12 protein-coding genes are annotated in these 16930 nt (G+C 65.8%); 3 read left to right on the plus strand and 9 right to left on the minus strand.

Annotated features, from left to right (window positions below):
* Positions 1-116: 116 nt before the first annotated feature.
* The 8 genes from metH to ACW179_RS19870 form a co-directional block, all read right to left on the minus strand.
* Entirely contained in the window at positions 117-2798 is a 2682-nt protein-coding gene (gene metH / locus ACW179_RS19835; protein WP_492064360.1) for a methionine synthase, read from the minus strand.
* A 162-nt stretch (positions 2799-2960) separates the two neighbouring features.
* Positions 2961-3362 (minus strand): DUF4259 domain-containing protein, encoded by a 402-nt coding sequence (locus ACW179_RS19840; protein WP_492061338.1) that lies wholly within the window; start codon positions 3360-3362, stop codon positions 2961-2963.
* 2 nt (positions 3363-3364) lie between these two features.
* Positions 3365-4444, minus strand: a complete 1080-nt coding sequence (locus ACW179_RS19845; protein ID WP_492061340.1) for a homocysteine S-methyltransferase family protein — start codon at positions 4442-4444, stop codon at positions 3365-3367.
* Complete coding sequence (gene bla, locus ACW179_RS19850) at positions 4441-5310, minus strand: subclass B3 metallo-beta-lactamase (protein ID WP_492061342.1); 870 nt, start codon at positions 5308-5310, stop codon at positions 4441-4443. Before bla ends, ACW179_RS19845 begins: the two co-directional genes overlap by 4 nt.
* Positions 5307-6269, minus strand: a complete 963-nt coding sequence (gene metF / locus ACW179_RS19855; RefSeq protein ID WP_492061344.1) for a methylenetetrahydrofolate reductase [NAD(P)H] — start codon at positions 6267-6269, stop codon at positions 5307-5309. The genes bla and metF overlap by 4 nt, the downstream gene beginning before the upstream one ends.
* Positions 6266-7243 carry an ArsR/SmtB family transcription factor gene (locus tag ACW179_RS19860; protein WP_492061346.1) on the minus strand — a complete coding sequence of 326 codons (978 nt, stop codon included), beginning with the start codon at positions 7241-7243 and terminating at the stop codon, positions 6266-6268. Before ACW179_RS19860 ends, metF begins: the two co-directional genes overlap by 4 nt.
* Positions 7244-7307: 64 nt before the next feature.
* Entirely contained in the window at positions 7308-7685 is a 378-nt protein-coding gene (locus ACW179_RS19865; protein WP_492061348.1) for a VOC family protein, read from the minus strand.
* Between the two features lie 3 nt (positions 7686-7688).
* A complete protein-coding gene (locus ACW179_RS19870) occupies positions 7689-8648 on the minus strand; it encodes a 2-hydroxyacid dehydrogenase (RefSeq protein WP_492061350.1) in 960 nt (319 codons plus the stop codon).
* Between the two features lie 265 nt (positions 8649-8913).
* Here ACW179_RS19870 and ACW179_RS19875 point away from each other — a divergent pair, with 265 nt between their 5' ends.
* Entirely contained in the window at positions 8914-11247 is a 2334-nt protein-coding gene (locus ACW179_RS19875) for a tetratricopeptide repeat protein (protein WP_492061351.1), read from the plus strand.
* A gap of 66 nt (positions 11248-11313) precedes the next feature.
* On the opposite strand, the gene ettA is transcribed toward ACW179_RS19875, so the two are convergent.
* Positions 11314-12981 (minus strand): energy-dependent translational throttle protein EttA, encoded by a 1668-nt coding sequence (gene ettA, locus ACW179_RS19880; protein WP_492061353.1) that lies wholly within the window; start codon positions 12979-12981, stop codon positions 11314-11316.
* Between the two features lie 305 nt (positions 12982-13286).
* On the opposite strand from ettA, the gene ACW179_RS19885 reads away from it, so the two are divergent.
* Positions 13287-15641, plus strand: a complete 2355-nt coding sequence (locus tag ACW179_RS19885) for a TonB-dependent receptor (protein ID WP_492061355.1) — start codon at positions 13287-13289, stop codon at positions 15639-15641.
* A 153-nt stretch (positions 15642-15794) separates the two neighbouring features.
* The gene (locus tag ACW179_RS19890; RefSeq protein WP_492061357.1) at positions 15795-16907 is read left to right on the plus strand and encodes an alkaline phosphatase D family protein; all 1113 of its coding nucleotides are present in this window, start codon (positions 15795-15797) and stop codon (positions 16905-16907) included.
* Positions 16908-16930 lie beyond the last annotated feature (23 nt).

Genomic DNA, 16930 nt, shown 5'->3' on the forward strand with positions numbered 1-16930 from the left:
CCGTCCCGAAGGAACATTGCATGACGAGTGCCACGACTTTCAAGTGCGATCCACAGCACTCATCGCCTGCGTTGAGCGCTCCTTGCCAGGCCCTGGGCGGAAAAGGCCAGCTCCCTCTAAGCCGCCGCCTCGCGCGCCCTCGCATTCGGGTCATAGTTCAGGATCGGCGCCAGCCACTTCTCGGCCTTGGCCAGGTCCCAGCCCTTGCGGGCCGCATAGTCCTCGACCTGGTCCAGATCCACCTTGCCGACGCCGAAGTAGTGCGACTTGGGGTGGCTGAAATAGAGGCCTGAGACCGCTGCGCCGGGGCTCATGGCGTAGCTTTCGGTCAGGATCATGCCGGTCTGCTCGGTGGCGTCGAGCAAGGTGAACAGCGTGCCCTTTTCGGTGTGGTCGGGCTGGGCCGGATAGCCGGGGGCCGGGCGGATGCCCTGGTACTTTTCGGCGATCATCACGTCGGCGTCGGCCGCTTCGTCAGGCGCATAGCCCCACAGCTCGACGCGAGCCTTGTAGTGCAGCCACTCGGCGAAGGCTTCGGCCAGGCGGTCGGCCAGGGCCGAGCCCATGATGGCGCTGTAGTCGTCGCCAGCGTCCTTGAAGCGTTTGACGATCTCGTCCTCGCCATGGCCGGCGGTGACGGCGAAGGCGCCGATATAGTCGGGCCCCTGCCCGATCGGCGCGACGAAGTCTGACAAGGCGGCATTGGTCTTTCCGGCCCCCTTGTCCATCTGCTGGCGCAGGGTGTGCAGGCGCGAGAGCTCAACCGTGCGGGTATCGTCCGTATAGAGAACGATGTCGTCGCCCTGGGCCTGGGCCGGCCAGAAGCCGATCACGCCCTTGGCCCCGAACCACTTTTCAGCGACCACCTTGTCGAGCATCTCGCGGGCTTCGGCATAGAGCTCGGTGGCGGCCTGCCCGACCACGTCGTCTTCCAGGATCTGCGGGAAGCGGCCGATCAGCTCCCAGCTGGCGAAGAACGGTGACCAGTCGATGAACGGGACCAGCTCGGCCAGGGTCGGCTCGAAGGTGCGGGTGCCGATGAAGGCCGGCTTGGGCGGCGTGTAGCCCTCCCAGTCGATGGCGAACTTCTTCTGGCGAGCTTCGGCGATGCCGGTGCGGGCCTTTGCGGTCAGACCCCGCGCATATTGCTCGCGGATGCGGACATATTCGGTGCGGGTCTCGGCCTGCAGACGGTCGCGCTCGCTGGCCGACAGCAGCCCCGAGACCACGCCCACGGCGCGGCTGGCGTCGAGCACATAGGTGGTCGAGCCCTTGTGATAGGCCGGCTCGATCTTGACTGCCGTGTGGGTGCGGCTGGTGGTGGCACCGCCGATCAGCAGCGGGATGGTGAAGCCCTGGCGCTCCATCTCCGAGGCCACGAACACCATCTCGTCCAGCGACGGCGTGATCAGGCCCGACAGGCCGATCATGTCGACGTTATGCTTGCGGGCCTCATCCAGGATGCGGTCGGCCGGGACCATCACGCCCAGGTCGATGACTTCGTAATTGTTACACTGCAGCACCACGCCGACGATATTCTTGCCGATGTCGTGGACGTCGCCCTTGACCGTGGCCATCAGGATGCGGCCGGCCTGTTCCCGAGGCTTGCCGGCCTTTTCGGCCTCCATGAACGGCTCAAGCCAGGCCACGGCCTGCTTCATGACGCGCGCGGATTTCACCACCTGCGGCAGGAACATCTTGCCCGAGCCGAACAGGTCGCCGACCACGTTCATGCCGTCCATCAGGTGGCCTTCGATGACATGCAGCGGCCGCTCGACCGACAGCCGCGCCTCTTCGGTGTCTTCGTTGATGAACTCGGTGATGCCGTTGACCAGGGCGTGGGTGATGCGTTCGTTCACGCTGCCCTTGCGCCATTCCAGATTGGCGGTTTGGACCTGGCTCTTGTCGCCCTTGTAGCGCGGGGCCAGATCGACCAGCCGCTCGGTATTGGACACGTTTGTGCGCTGCGGGCGGTTGAGGATCACGTCCTCGACGGCTTCGCGCAGTTCGGGATCCAGGGTGTCATAGACCGGCAGGTCGCCGGCATTGACGATGCCCATGTCCATGCCCGCCGCGATGGCGTGGTACAGGAACACCGAGTGGATGGCCCGGCGCACCGGCTCGTTGCCCCGGAAGCTGAACGAGACGTTCGACACCCCGCCCGAGATCCGGGCATAGGGGCAACGCTTCTTGATCTCGCGGGTGCCCTCGATGAAGTCGACGGCGTAGTTGTCGTGCTCCTCGATCCCGGTCGCCACGGCGAAGATGTTGGGGTCGAAGATGATGTCTTCCGGCGGGAAGCCCACCTTGTCGACCAGGATGCGATAGGCCTTTTCGCAGATCTCGATCTTGCGGGCGGCGGTGTCGGCCTGCCCCACTTCGTCGAAGGCCATCACCACCACGGCCGCGCCATAGCGCAGGCACAGCTTGGCCTGTTCGATGAACTTCTCTTCGCCCTCCTTCATGGAGATCGAATTGACGATGGCCTTGCCCTGCACGCACTTCAGGCCGGCCTCGATCACCTCCCACTTGGAGCTGTCGATCATCACCGGCACCCGCGCGATGTCGGGCTCGGCCGCCATCAGGTTCAGGTAGGTGACCATGGCCAGCTTGGAGTCGAGCAGGCCCTCGTCCATGTTGACGTCGATGACCTGGGCGCCGGCCTCAACCTGCTGGCGGGCCACCGACAGGGCTTCGCCGTAATTGCCCTCGACCACCAGCTTCTTGAACTTGGCCGAGCCGGTGACGTTGGTGCGCTCACCGATGTTTACGAAGACGGGACGCATTTCAGATTCCAGACATAGCGATGTTTCCTTCTCCCCTTGCGGCAGAAGGTTTTTTAAATCCGTTCATCCCCGCGAAAGCGGGGACCCAAGCTGAGCTAGCCGCGCGCGCATTGGACACGCCGCCTGGATCCCCGCTTTCGCGGGGATGAGCGGTGGAGAGCCCGAGCGCCAGCCTCACGACTTACCGCCCAGCAGGCTCTGCAGCCCGGCGATCTGGGTCAGCCACGCGTCGTGGTCCTCGCCCTCCTGCCAGAGTTCGTCGAGTTCCGAGGCGGGACCGACCACGCGGGCCAGGGCCTTGCGGGCCAAGTTGGCAGCGCCTTCCGGCGGCTTGCCCATCGTCGCCTTCAGATCGGCATGGCTGTCGGGCAGCACCGAGCCGGTGCCGACGCACGAGGCGACCACCGCAGCGGCGGCCACGGCCAGTTCAGCCTCGGCCTCTTCCAGATAGCCGGAGACGCCGGCGGCGTGCTCCATCAGCGTCAACACCATGCGCCAGTCGGGTGCCTCGGTCAGGTCCTCGATGAAGTCAGCGGCTTCTTCGTTGTCGAAGGGTCCGGGAGCCCAGGCGCTCATGGTCAGCCCACCAGTTCGAAGGGTTCAAGGCCCGCCAGCCGCATGGCCTTGGGACGCTCGGGGATCTGACGCGGGGTAACCCCGGCGACGGCCTCGGCCACGTGGCGGATGTGGTCGGGCGTGGTGCCGCAGCAGCCGCCCAGGATGTTGACCAGGCCATCCGTCGCCCAGTGGTGCAGGGCGTGGCCGGTCTGGTGCGGCTCCTCGTCATACTCGCCCATCGCGTTGGGCAGGCCGGCATTGGGATAGGCGGCGACAAGCGTGTCGGCGATGCGGGCCATCTCGGCGATGTGGGGGCGCATCAGGTCGGCGCCCAGGGCGCAGTTAAAGCCCACGGCGAAAGGCTTGCAGTGCTTGACGCTGTTCCAGAAGGCCTCCGCCGTCTGGCCCGACAGGGTGCGGCCCGAGCGGTCGGTGATGGTGCCGCTGATCCAGATCGGCAGCTCTTCATGGCCCTCGTCGCGCAGGTCCAGGATCGCCTTGATCGCGGCCTTGCAGTTGAGGGTATCGGTGATGGTCTCGATCAGGAACAGGTCAACCCCGCCCTCGTACAGGGCCGAGATCTGCTGGCGATAGGCCGCATAGACCTGGTCAAAGGTCACCTTGCGCGCGCCCGGATCGTTGACGTCCGAAGACATCGACAGCATCACATTCAGCGGCCCGATCGAGCCGGCGATGAACTTGGGCCGCGCCGGGTTCTGCGCATTCCAGCGGTCGGCGACGGCGCGGCCGATGCGCGCGCCTTCGTAATTGATGTCCCAGACGTCCTGCTCGCCCAGCCGATAGTCGGCCTGGGCGATGGTGGTGCCCGAAAAGGTGTTGGTCTCGGAAATGTCGGCGCCGGCCGCGAAATAGGCGTCGTGCAGCTCGGCCACCAGATCGGGCCGGGTCAGGCACAGAATGTCGTTATTGCCCTTCATCTGGCCTTCGTAGTCGGCGAAGCGCTCGGCGCGGTAGTCGGCCTCCGACAGCTTCTTCTTCTGGAACATCACGCCCCAGGAGCCGTCGAGGATCAGCACACGCTCCTTGGCAGCGGCCTTGAGGGCGGCGATGCGGTTGCTGCGGAGGGTAAGGTCGGTCATTTGGCCGCTCCCTGCTGGCGCGCCAGCTCTTTGTTGAACGCGGCCTCAGAGGCGGCGACGAAGCGGCCAAGGTCGGTCGGGTCGATGAAGGCGTTGTTGTCGCCCTTAAGCACCCGCTGGCGCTTGGCAACGAGATCGCCCTGCTCGGGGTGGACCGGCAGGAACACGTCGGCCCGCATCGCCTTCAGCTTGGCGAAGGTGGCGCGATAGTCGGCGACGATCTTCGGATAGGTCTTGTTCCCGACCAGGGCGTTGCCGGCGACCGACACCGAGTTGAAGAACATCACGTTCAGGGGACGGCCGCGCTCGTTCACCGACATCGTCCAGGTGGTGCCGCCGATGGTGTGGCCTGGCGTCAGGTGCGCGGTCAGGGTGGTCTCGCCCAGCTTGATCTTCTGGCCGTCGCCAATGGTGCGATCCACCTTCACGGCCGGGAACGGCGTCAGGCCGTTCTCGTTGTCGCCGAAGTGGCGGCCCGCCTCCAGGGCCGGCTTGTCCAGCGACGAGGCATAGAGCCTGGCGCCGGTATCGGCCTTCATCTGGGCCAGGCCGCCGGCATGGTCATAGTGGGCATGGCTGTTGATCAGGATCTTGACGTCCGAGAGCTTGAAGCCAAGGGCCACGATATTGCTCTCGACCAGCTTGGCGCCCTGCGCCGACATGCCTGCGTCCAGCAGGACGTGACCTTCCGACGAGGTAATCAAGTAGGACGAAAGCCCCTGCGAGCCGACATAATAGACATTGCCGACAATACGATAAGGCTTGCTGGGCGCGCTCCAGGCAGCCGGCGGCCAGTCGTCCGCGCGTGCGGCGTTGACGCCGGCCAGCGACAGCACGCCGCAAAGGATCAGCGCCAGGACCTTCATGCCGCGGCCTCCGACGGCGCGGTTTCCTGCTCGCGCACGCCCAGAACCCGGCAGATGGCATAGACCAGATCGGCGCGGTTGAGGGTGTAGAAGTGGAAGTCCTCGAAGCCCTGCTCCTGCAGCTTGGCGCACATCTCGGTGGCGACCGAGCAGGCGATCAGGCGGCGGGTCTCGGCATCGTTATCCAGACCGTCGAACAGATTACTCAGCCAGGACGGGATGGCCGTACCGCAAGCGGCCGACATCTTCTGCAGGCCCTTGAAATTGGTCACCGGCATGATCCCGGGCAGGATCGGAATGGTGATCCCGGCGGCGCGAACCTTGTCGACGAAGCGCAAGAAGGCGTCGATGTCGAAGAAGAACTGGCTGATGCCCAGGGTCGCTCCGGCATCGATCTTGGCCTTCAGCACGTCGATGTCGTGCTCGATCGACGGACTTTCGGGATGCTTTTCGGGATAGACGCCGACCAGCACCTCGAACGGCGCGATCCCCCGCAGGGCGCGGGTCAGTTCGGTGGCGTTGGCATAGCCGTCGGCGCGCGGCACATAGACCCCGCCGATACCGCCCTCGGTCGGCGGAGGATCACCGCGCAGCGAGACGATGTGGCGAACGCCAGTCTCCCAATATTCGCGGATCACCTCGTCGACCTCTTCGCGGCTGGCACCGACGCAGGTCAGGTGGGCTGCGGGCTTGAGGCTGGTCTCATCCAGGATGCGCTTGACGGTGCGGTGCGTGCGCTCGCGGGTCGAGCCACCGGCGCCGTAGGTCACCGAGACAAAGGCCGGGTCCAGCGGCGCCAGGCGGGTGATGGCCTGCCACAGGCTTTCTTCCATCGCCGGGGTCTTGGGCGGAAAGAACTCGAACGAGACGCGCGGGCGGCCGCCGGCCTGGCTTTGGCCGCGCTCGCCGGCGCGGGCCACGGGGCCGATCACCCGGCGCGAAAGGGGCGGAAGAGTCATGCGGCGCTCCTTTGCGCGGACCGCTCTGCCGAACGGCGCGCCGTCCAGATCTTCACGGTCAAGCCCTGCGACGAAGACGGCGGCAGGGCGATGTTGCTTTCCAGGCCAAGGCCTGCGGCCTCCAGCCAGGGGATGATCTCGGAATCGGCAAAGCCCAGCCGGCGATGCTGGTGGGCCTCGCGCAGGAACTCGTGGTCGTGCGGGGCGAAGTCGGCGATCAGCAGCAGGCCGCCGGGGGCCACCAGGCGCGCGGCCTCGGCCACGGCGGCGGCCGGATCGCCCAGATAGTGCAGCACCTGATGCACGGTCACCAGATCGGCGCAGCCGCCCGGCAGGCCGGTGGCGAAGATGTCGCCGTGGCGCAGTTCGCACTGCGCCAAGCCGGCCTTGGCCACCTCGTCGCGAGCGATGTTGAGCATCTGCTGCGACAGGTCCAGCCCCAGGGCGTTGCCCGCCCGGCCGCCCAGCAGGGTCAGCATCCGCCCTGCCCCGGCGCCCAGATCGACCAGTTCGTCGAAGGGCCCATCGCCCGCCGCGCGCAGGATGGCGGCCTCGACCTCGGCCTCGTCGACATAGAGCGAGCGGATCTCGTTCCAGCGCGCGGCGTTGCGGGCGAAATAGGCCTGGGCTCCGGTCGAGCGCTCGGCCCGCACGGCATTCAGCTTTTCAGCGTCGGCCCGCACCGCCGGATCGGCCTCGTCGATCAGGCCCAGCGCCTGGCTGACGAGATGACGGCCCAGCGACTTGCCGGCCAGGCGATAGAACACCCAGGCCCCGTCCGGGAACCGTTCGACCAGCTCGGCCTCGGCCAGCAGCTTCAGATGACGCGAGACGCGCGGCTGGCTCTGGTCGAGAATACGGCACAACTCAAGCACCGAGAGTTCTTCCCGCGACAGCAGCGCCAGAAGCCGCAGACGGGTAGACTCCCCCGCCGCGCGCAACACCTCGACAACCTGTTCAGCCGATAGCCTCATAGGGACATAAAGATATCTTTATGTCCGATTTGGCAAGTCGATTTTCGTCACAACGGCGACAAACCTATGCCCCGGGAGGGCCCTCAACAGGCTGCCAGAGCTCGATCTTGACCCCGGCCGGATCGATCAGCCAGGCAAAGCGCCCCATCGCCTCGTCGTCCTGACGGCCGGTGGGCTGGGCCCCCTCCGAAGCGGCCCGCGCCAGTACGCCGTCCAGGTCATCGACGATGAAGTTCACCATGAAGGCCGCGTCCGACGGCGCGAAATAGTCGGTATCGGCCTTGAACGGTGCCCAGTTGGTCTTGCCGACGGCAGGGTGATCAAAAACCGCCCCGCCCCAGTCACTGATCGGAAAGCCCAGCACCCGATCGTACCAAGCGTTGATGGCCGCGGGGTCGGCCGCCTTGAAGAACACCCCGCCCAGACCCAGAACCCTGGCCATGCCTCAGCCTCCTACCGGCGAGGCCAGCGGCTCGCCGTTGAAATAGCAGCGCAGGTTCTCGATCGTCAGCCCGACCATGGCCGGGATGCTGTCCAGTGTCGCGCCAGCCAGGTGCGGCGTCAGCACCGTGCGGGGCACGCCCTCCCAGCGCGCCGGCAGGGTCGGTTCCTGCTCGAAGACATCCAGCGCCGCCATGCCCAAGCGGCCGTCCTTGAGGGCGGCGATCAGGGCGTCCTCGTCGACCAGCGAGCCGCGCGCCACATTGACCAGCAGGCCCTGCGGCCCAAGGGCCTCGATCACCGCCTGACTGATCATGTGCCGGTTGGTGTCGTCGGGACGGGCGCAGACCACCAGCACGTCGCTGTCGCGGGCCAGGGCCATCAGGCTCTCGGCGCGGGGCCGGTCGGTTTCCTTGGGACGCGGGGCCCACCAGGCGACCTTCATCTCAAAGGCCTCGCAGCGACGGGCCACCGCCTCGCCGATATGGCCCAGACCGACGATACCCACCTTGCGGCTGCGCAGGCCATGGCGGGGTGCCATGCGCTCGGCATGGCTCCACCGCCCGGCCCGCAGGCGGTGATCGCCCTCGACAATGCCCCGCCACGCCGCCAGCATCAGCCCCACCGCATGGTCGGCCACGTCACCGGCATTGAGCCCCGTGGAGTGCGTGACGGAAATGCCGCGCCCCTTGCACCAGAGCACGTCAACGCCGTCATAGCCGACGCTGACGCAGGCGATCAGGCCCAGGCGGGGCATTTCCGACAGCATGTCCTTGCCCAGGACCATCTCGCCGGCATGGACGATGGCGCGCACCGACTGGCCCGGCCCCTCCAGAAAGGCCAGGGGATCGGGATAGTCCCACAGCCGATGCACCGTATAGGCACCTTCCAGCAGGGGCTGCAGCGGCATCAGCATCTCGTGCGAGATCAGGATGTCGGGTTTGTCGGTGGGGGTTTGCGGCATCCGGCGACTCCATCCTGGCCCGATCTCGGCTCGATCCCGGCGCCATGCCCGATCACGCCTCGATCTTGTGAGAGCAAGCTACTCCAGTTGCAGCCGGGCTGCCATCGGCTACTGGTGGGCGGCCTTCAACGAACTTCCGATGAGTTTCCCGCTCGATGGTCAAGCTGTGAACGCCGGATGGCACGGAGGGGCCTAACTGTGGTGCCCCGCCTAGACTTCCCGCATGCGGTGAGTACCATCGTCCGCTCATATCTTGGGGCGAGACGTGGCACGACCAAACCTTATCAAGGCGCGGATCATCGGCGCGCTAGAACGGGCGGGGGTTTTCCTGGCCCTCTTCCTCGTCGGCGGCTGCGCAGCCAGTGCCGTCGTCTATGTCAGCCCGGATCGACCGCCTGACCTGCTCTATTTTCCCATGTGGCTGGGCTGGATGGCCGCCAATCCCGGCAACGCTGCGGCGGTGATGGTCAGCGCGCTCGCCAGCGCGGCGGGCCTGGGACTGTCGATCTTCCAGGTGTTCTTTTCCAAGGCCGCAGGTAGAGCCGAAGCAAGGATTAGAAGCCAGGTCATCCTAGCTGAAACAGCGATCACGTCTGTTGTGCGGAGCGAAGGCGCGGCCAGCGCTCTCCGGGACGGCCAAACGCATCAGGCCATGGCTGACATGGCCCGTGAACTGGCGGACATCAAGGCTTCGCTCACCGCCCACCAGGGACCAGGTGCGCCCGCGCCGTCGCCGCAGTCCGAAGCCGCCATCGACCAAGCCGCTCGCGAAATCCTCACCGAAGGCAGCGCGGCCGAACAGGCTGCGGCGCGCCTGATCGCCGACGGCCGGGTCGAGGAGGGCTTCGCGGCTCTGCGGGCCGACGCCCAGTCCGCCGAACGTGCGACCAGCCGGGCCCTCGCCGAAAAGTGGCGGCGCCTCGGTGCCCTGGCCTATGGCGTCAATGTCGCCGAAGCGCTGGCGGCCTATGAGGAAGCTGCGCGGCTGGATCCTGCGGACGTCTGGAACCACATCTATCTTAGCCGTCTTCACACTGCGCACGGAGATCTCGCGGCGGCCAATAGGGCAGCTCGGATGGCGATAGCCCGCTCTGCCGACGAACGGGATCGCGGTTGCGCGCTTAACGATCTTGGTGACGTGCTAGCTGCACAGGGCGACCTTCCCGCCGCCCGCAAGGCTTTCCAGGACAGCCTGAAGACCGCAAAGGCCCTCGCCGAACGCGACCCCAGCAACACGGAGTGGCAGCGCGACCTGTCAATCAGCTACAACAAGCTCGGCGACGTGGCTCGCCGGGAGGGCGACCTGCCCGCCGCCCGCAAGGCTTTCCAGGACAGCCTGACGATCGCAGAAGCCCTCGCCGAACGCGACCGCAGCAACACGCAATGGCAGCGTGACCTGTCGATCAGCTATGAGAGGCTCGGCGACGTGGCTCGCCGTGAGGGCGACCTGCCCTCTGCCCGCAAGGCTTTCCAGGACAGTCTGCAGATCGCAAAGGACCTTGCCAAACGCGACCGCAGCAACACGCAGTGGCTGCGCGACCTGTCGATCAGCTACAACAAGCTCGGCGACGTGGCCCGCCAGAAGGGCGATCTGCCCGCCGCCCACAAGGCTTTCCAGGACAGCATGGAGATCAGAAAGGCCCTCGCCGAACGCGACCCCAGCAACGCGCAGTGGCAGCGTGACCTGTCGATCAGCTACAACAAGCTCGGCGACGTGGCCCGCCAGGAGGGCGACCTGCCCGCTGCCCGCAAGGCTTTCCAGGACAGCCTGACGATCAGAAAAACCCTCGCCGAACGCGACCCCAGCAACACGGAGTGGCAGCGCGACCTATCGATCAGCTACGACAATCTCGGCGACGTGGCTCGCCGGGAGGGCGACCTGGCCGCCGCCCGGATGGCTTTCCAGGACAGCCTGACGATCGCAAAGGCCCACGCCGAACGCGGCCCTAGCAACACGCAGTGGCAGCGCGACCTGTCGATCAGCTACGATAGGCTCGGCGACGTGGCTCGCCGGGAGGGCGACCTGCTAGCCGCCCGCAAGGCTTTCCAGGACAGCCTGACGATCGCAAAAGCGCTCGCCGAACGCGACCGTAGCAACACGGAGTGGCAGCGCGACCTGTCGATCAGCTACAACAAGCTCGGCGACGTGGCCCGACAGGAGGGCGACCTGTCCGCCGCCCGCAAGGCTTTCCAGGACAGCCTGGAGATCAGAAGGGCCCTCGCAGAACGCGACCACAGCAACACGGAGTGGCAACACGACCTGTCGATCAGCTACAACAAGCTCGGCGACGTGGCCCGCCAAGAGGGTGACCTGCCAGCCGCCCGCCAGGCTTTCCAGGACAGCTTGGCGATCGCAGAAGCCCTCGCGGAACGCGATCGCAGCAATACGCAGTGGCAGCGCGACCTGTCGATCAACTATGAAAGGCTCGGCGACCTTGATGACGCTATAGGTGCCCCCTCGGCCGCACTGATCCGTTACCAAGATAGCTTGCTGATCGCGGGGAGGCTCGCGACAAAGGATCCCAGCAACGCGGAATGGCGAAACGATCTGGCCATCACCCGCCGGCGGATCGCAGAGCTGGAGGCCAAGCTGGCCTGACCGCGATCCGCCGGCGAGAGTCTTTGGCTGGACCCCGGCTCGAAGGCCGGGGTTCGCGCGCTGAAATCAGCGCGCGAACTTCTGGAACTTGATGCGCTTGGGAATGAGGCTATCCGCCCCCAGGCGGCGCTTCTTGTCTTCTTCGTACATCTCGAAGTTTCCTTCGAACCATTCGACGTGGCTGTCGCCCTCGAAGGCCAGGATGTGGGTGGCCAGGCGGTCGAGGAACCAGCGATCGTGGGAGATGACCACGGCGCAGCCGGCGAACTCTTCCAGCGCCTCTTCCAGCGCCTGCAGGGTTTCGATGTCCAGGTCGTTGGTCGGTTCGTCGAGCAGCAGCAGGTTGCCGCCGGTGGCCAGGGTCTTGGCCAGGTGGACGCGGTTGCGCTCACCGCCTGACAGCAAACCAACCTTCTTCTGCTGGTCGGCGCCCTTGAAGTTGAAGCTGCCCACGTAAGCGCGGCTGTTGATTTCGCGCTTGCCGACGATCATCACGTCAGTGCCGCCCGAAACCTCTTCCCAGATGGTCTTGTTGGGATCGAGCGCGTCGCGCGACTGGTCCACGTACGAGAGCTTGACCGTCTCGCCGACCTTGACCGTGCCGTTGTCGGGCTGTTCGCGGCCGGTGATCAGCTTGAACAGGGTCGACTTGCCGGCGCCGTTGGGGCCGATGACGCCGACAATGCCGTTGGGCGGCAGGCGGAACGATAGGTCCTTGAACAGCACCTTGTCGCCATATTCCTTTTCCAGGCCCTCGACCTCCAGCACCAGATTGCCCAGGCGCGGGCCGGGCGGGATCTGGATGTGGGCCTGGGTCTGGGCGGCGCGGGCGTTTTCCTGCGCGGCGACCATTTCCTCGTAGCTCGCCAGACGGGCCTTGGACTTGGACTGACGGGCCTTGGGGCTGGACCGCACCCACTCCAGCTCTCGGGTCAGGGCGCGCTGGCGGCTGTCGGACTCAGACTGCTCCTGCACGACGCGCTTGGTCTTCTGCTCCAGCCAGCCGGAGTAGTTGCCCTCATAGGGCACGCCCTTGCCGCGATCGAGTTCCAGCGTCCACTTGGTGACCTGATCCAGGAAGTAGCGATCGTGGGTGACCAGGATCACGCAGCCCGGGAAGTTTTCCAGGTGGTGCTGCAGCCAGGCCACCGACTCGGCGTCCAGGTGGTTGGTGGGTTCGTCCAGCAGCATGATGTCAGGCTTGCTGAGCAGCAGGCGGGCCAGGGCGATGCGGCGCTTTTCACCGCCCGACAGGGCTTCGATATTGGCGTCGTTGGGCGGGCAGCGCAGGGCGTCGATGGCCATCTCGACCTTGGAGTCGATGTCCCACAGGTCGCGGGCGTCGATGATCTCCTGGAGCTTGGTCATCTCCTCCATCAGCTCGTCGGAATATTCCTCGCCGAGCTGGTTGGCGGCCGCGTTGTAGCGGTCGAAGATCTGCTTGTCCTCGCAGTCGGCGATGACATTGCCCCAGACGTCCAGCGACGGGTCCAGCACCGGCTCCTGCGGCAGGTAGCCCCGGCGGATGCCCTCGGCAGCCTTGGCCTCGCCCGAGAACTGGTCGTCCAGGCCGGCCATGATCTTCAGCAGGGTCGACTTACCCGAACCGTTGACGCCGACGACGCCGATCTTGGCGTCGGAATAGAACGACAGCCAGATGTTCTCGAAGATCTTCTTGCCGCCCGGGAACGCCTTGGTCAGGCCTTGCATCTGGAAAATATACTGCTGGGCCATGGGGGCGTTCATCTCGCTGTCGAAGTTCGGGGGAGGACGGGCGCTGAAATAGCCCCCGGGGGCGCTTTGCGCAATGTCGGCGGGTGTCTTCGGTCACCGGAACGCCATGCCGGGCCCTGCAGCCAGACGGCTCGCCTCCGCTCCGGGCCGCCTGCACGCAACGCGCGCATCGCCAGCGGGCGTCATCAATCCGTCGCCCATCTGTCTGAAACCCGACGCAGAAACGTCGCCTTACGGTTACCGAGCCCTGTTACCCGGACCCCAATCCGGCCCAGCTCCCGCGAGGTCGGCAAGGGGATAAGACCATGAAACACCATCTGATGCTGGGTGCCGCTTCGGCCGCCCTCCTCCTTCTGGCCGCCGCGCCTTCGCTGGCCGCCGAAACCGCACCCGCTGCGCCTGCCGACAGCACCGCAGTCGACGCCGTCATCGTCATCGGCCAGGGCCAGAGCCGCCAGGTCCAGACCCTGAAGGACGACGCCATCTCGCTGGAAGCCGCCGGCACCAGCCCGCTGAAGGCGATCGACAAGCTGCCGGGCGTGACCTTCCAGTCGTCGGACGCCTTCGGCTCCTATGAATGGTCGACCCGCATCTCGATCCGCGGCTTCAACCAGAACCAGCTGGGCTTCACGCTCGACGGCATCCCGCTGGGCGACATGAGCTATGGCAACCACAACGGCCTGCACATCAGCCGCGCCATCACCAGCGAAAACATCGGCCGTCTCGAGCTGGCCCAGGGCGCCGGCGCCCTGAGCACCGCCTCGACCAGCAACCTCGGCGGCACGCTGGCCTTCTTCTCGCGCAACCCGTCGGAAGCCTTCGGCGCCCAGACCAATGTGACGGCCGGTTCGAACAACATGTACCGCCTGTTCGGCCGCGTCGACACCGGCGCGATCGAGGCCCTCGGTGGCCTGCGCGGCTATGTCTCGGTCGCTGACCAGAGCACCGACAAGTGGAAGGGCGGCGGCGAGCAAAAGCAGCGCCAGTACGAAATCAAGGCCGTTCTGCCCCTGGGCGAAGGCAACCTGACCGCGTTCTACAATCGCTCGGAACGCCGCGAACAGGACTACCAGGATCTGTCGTTCGACATGATCAAGCGCCTGGGCCGCGACTGGGACAACTTCCAGCCCAACTGGAGCGCGGCTGTCGCGACCGCCGCCGCCTATCTGAACCCGGCCAACTACACGACCGGTTCGGCGCGTCTGGACGGCAATGGCTGCTACACCGGCACGGGCAGCAACCCCTTCCCCGCCCCGGTCAAGTGCGTTGACGACGCCTACTATGCCGGTGCCGGCATCCGTGACGACAATCTCTACGGTGCCAGCCTGAACCTGCCGATCAACGACATGGTCAAGCTGAACGCTACCGCCTATGGCCACACCAATGAAGGCCAGGGCCTGTGGTACACGCCCTACGTGCCCAGCCCCGGCTACGGCACGGCCGGCTCGACCGCCGCCCCGCTGTCGATCCGCACCACCGAGTACGACATGGACCGCAAGGGCCTGATCGGCGGCCTGACCATCGACCTGGGCACCCACGAAGTCACCACCGGCTTCTGGACCGAGAAGAACGACTTCAACCAGGCTCGCCGCTTCTACGCCGAAACCGCCGCCGCCCCGTCGCGCGATCCGCTGGACTTCCAGTCCAACCCGTTCTTCACGCAGTGGCAGTACAAGTTCGAAACCAAGACCACCACGGGCTATGTCTCGGACGCCTGGACGGTCAATGACGCCCTGAAGGTCAATTTCGGCTTCAAGGCCATCAAGGTTGAGAACAGCGTCACCCGCATCGAGGGCAACCCGCTGGCCGGCACGATCGAAAGCAAGGACAGCTTCCTGCCGCAGATCGGCTTTGTCTACAAAGCCACGCCTGACGTCGAAGTGTTCGGTGGCTATACCGAAAACATGGCCGCCTATGTCTCGGCCGCCACGGCCGGTCCGTTCGCCTCGCAGAACCAGGATCGCGTCAACTACATCGCCCAGACCCTGGAACCTGAAAACTCCAAGACCTTTGAAGGCGGCCTGCGCTATCGCAACGACCGCTTCCAGGGCGTCGCGGCGGTCTATCACGTGACCTTCGAAAACCGCCTGCTGGCTATTGCCCAGGGCTCGAGCATCCAGGGCAATGCCCCGGTGCTGTCGAACGTCGGCTCGGTTGAGACCAACGGTATCGAACTGGCCGGCACCTATGATCTGACCGACGCCTGGAGCGTCTACGCCTCGTACTCGTACAATGACTCGCAGTACAAGGACGACGTCGTGGCCGCTGACGGCACGGTTCGGGCCCGCACCAAGGACAAGACCGTCGTCAACACGCCCAAGAACATCTTCAAGGGCGAGATCTCGTTCGATCAGGGCGGCTTCTACAGCAAGCTGGGCCTGGCCTATACCGGCGAGCGTTACTACACCTACGAGAACATCGGCGGCCTGGCACCCTCGACCACGGTGGCTGACCTGACCCTGGGCTATCGCTTCGGTGACGACAACGCCTGGACCAAGGGCCTGGAAATCCAGGCCAACATCACCAACCTGTCCGATGAAGACTATGTTTCGACCATCGGTTCGGGCGGCTTTAGCAACAGCGACGCCGCCGGTACGGGCCAGACGGTCCTGACCGCCCCGCCGCGTCAATTCTTCGTCTCGGTGAAGAAGGCGTTCTAGCAAAGCCCCCTTCCCCCTTGATGGGGGAAGGGCCGGGGATGGGGGTGACGCGGCGCTGGACAATACACGGCGCGTCACCCTTCAATCCCGCAATACACCCCCAACCCAACCCTTCCCCCATCAAGGGGGAAGGGCTTTTTTGTGGATGCGTCCATGACCGATCTCTCCCGCCGCTCGGCCCTTGGACTGTCGGCCGCCGCCCTGGCCGTCGCCCCCGCCGTGAGCGCCGCTGTCCTCGACGCGCCGCATCCGGCGCTCGACAAGACCCTGACCCGCATCGCGTTTGGCTCGTGCGCCAAGCAGGACAAGGATCAGCCGATCTGGGAGGCGATCTTCGCCGCCAAGCCCGATCTGTTCGTCTTCCTGGGCGACAACATCTATGCCGACACCCGCGACCCCAAGGTGATGGCGGCCAAGTACGCCACCCTGGCCGCCAAGCCGCATTTCAAGCGGCTGCGCGACACGGTTCCGGTCGTGGCGATCTGGGACGATCATGATTTCGGCGAGAACGACGCCGGCACCGACTATCCGATGAAGGCCGAGAGCCGCCGCCAGTTCTGCGACTTCTGGGGCGAGCCGGCCGAGTCCGTGCGCCGCACCCGCGACGGGGTCTATGCCGCCTATGTGTTTGGCCCCCAGGGCCAGAGGGTGCAGATCATCCTGCCCGACCTGCGCTGGAACCGCACGCCGCTGGTCGAGAAGACCTTCAAGGGCGGCTACAAGGCCTTTGCCGTGGCGTCCGGCCTGTCGGGCAAGGAGACGCCCGGCCCCTATGACCGCATTCCCGACCTGACGGCCACCATGATCGGCGAGCCGCAATGGACCTGGCTGGAGCAGCAACTGGCCCAGCCCGCCGACCTGCGCATCTTCGGTTCCAGCCTGCAGGTGCTGGCCGACTTCGCCGGCTGGGAGAGCTGGATCAACTATGCTCGCGACCATGAGCGCCTGATCGCAGCGATCCGCCGCCAAAAGGCCGAACGCCTGATCTGCATCAGCGGCGACACCCACTATGCCGAGGTCTCGCGGCTGGACACCAATGTCCCCTACCCGATCTGGGACATCACCTCGTCGGGCCTGACCGAGGTCTGGCCCGTCGTGACGCCCAACGCCCTGCGGGTCTCGCCCGTGGTGCGCGAGCGCAATTTCGGGATGATCGAGATCGACTGGAGCGGTGCCGCGCCGGTGGCCACGGTCAGGGTCCATGACGAAAAAGGCGCGGTGAAGATCGAGCAGCGGATCGATACGGCGACGCTGACGGTCGGTTGATTTTTCGAAATACGCTCGGGATC

Source organism: Caulobacter sp. AVps18 (genome assembly GCF_058681425.1).

What these genes read in the sequence shown, in the direction of transcription:
- ACW179_RS19840 (WP_492061338.1), bottom strand. Translation starts at nt 3,362, where the DNA reads ATGAGCGCCTGGGCTCCCGGACCCTTCGACAACGAAGAAGCCGCTGAC.
- ACW179_RS19845 (WP_492061340.1), bottom strand. Translation starts at nt 4,444, where the DNA reads ATGACCGACCTTACCCTCCGCAGCAACCGCATCGCCGCCCTCAAGGCC.
- bla (WP_492061342.1), bottom strand. Translation starts at nt 5,310, where the DNA reads ATGAAGGTCCTGGCGCTGATCCTTTGCGGCGTGCTGTCGCTGGCCGGC.
- metF (WP_492061344.1), bottom strand. Translation starts at nt 6,269, where the DNA reads ATGACTCTTCCGCCCCTTTCGCGCCGGGTGATCGGCCCCGTGGCCCGC.
- ACW179_RS19860 (WP_492061346.1), bottom strand. Translation starts at nt 7,243, where the DNA reads ATGAGGCTATCGGCTGAACAGGTTGTCGAGGTGTTGCGCGCGGCGGGG.
- ACW179_RS19865 (WP_492061348.1), bottom strand. Translation starts at nt 7,685, where the DNA reads ATGGCCAGGGTTCTGGGTCTGGGCGGGGTGTTCTTCAAGGCGGCCGAC.
- ACW179_RS19870 (WP_492061350.1), bottom strand. Translation starts at nt 8,648, where the DNA reads ATGCCGCAAACCCCCACCGACAAACCCGACATCCTGATCTCGCACGAG.
- ettA (WP_492061353.1), bottom strand. Translation starts at nt 12,981, where the DNA reads ATGGCCCAGCAGTATATTTTCCAGATGCAAGGCCTGACCAAGGCGTTC.
- ACW179_RS19885 (WP_492061355.1), top strand. Translation starts at nt 13,287, where the DNA reads ATGAAACACCATCTGATGCTGGGTGCCGCTTCGGCCGCCCTCCTCCTT.
- ACW179_RS19890 (WP_492061357.1), top strand. Translation starts at nt 15,795, where the DNA reads ATGACCGATCTCTCCCGCCGCTCGGCCCTTGGACTGTCGGCCGCCGCC.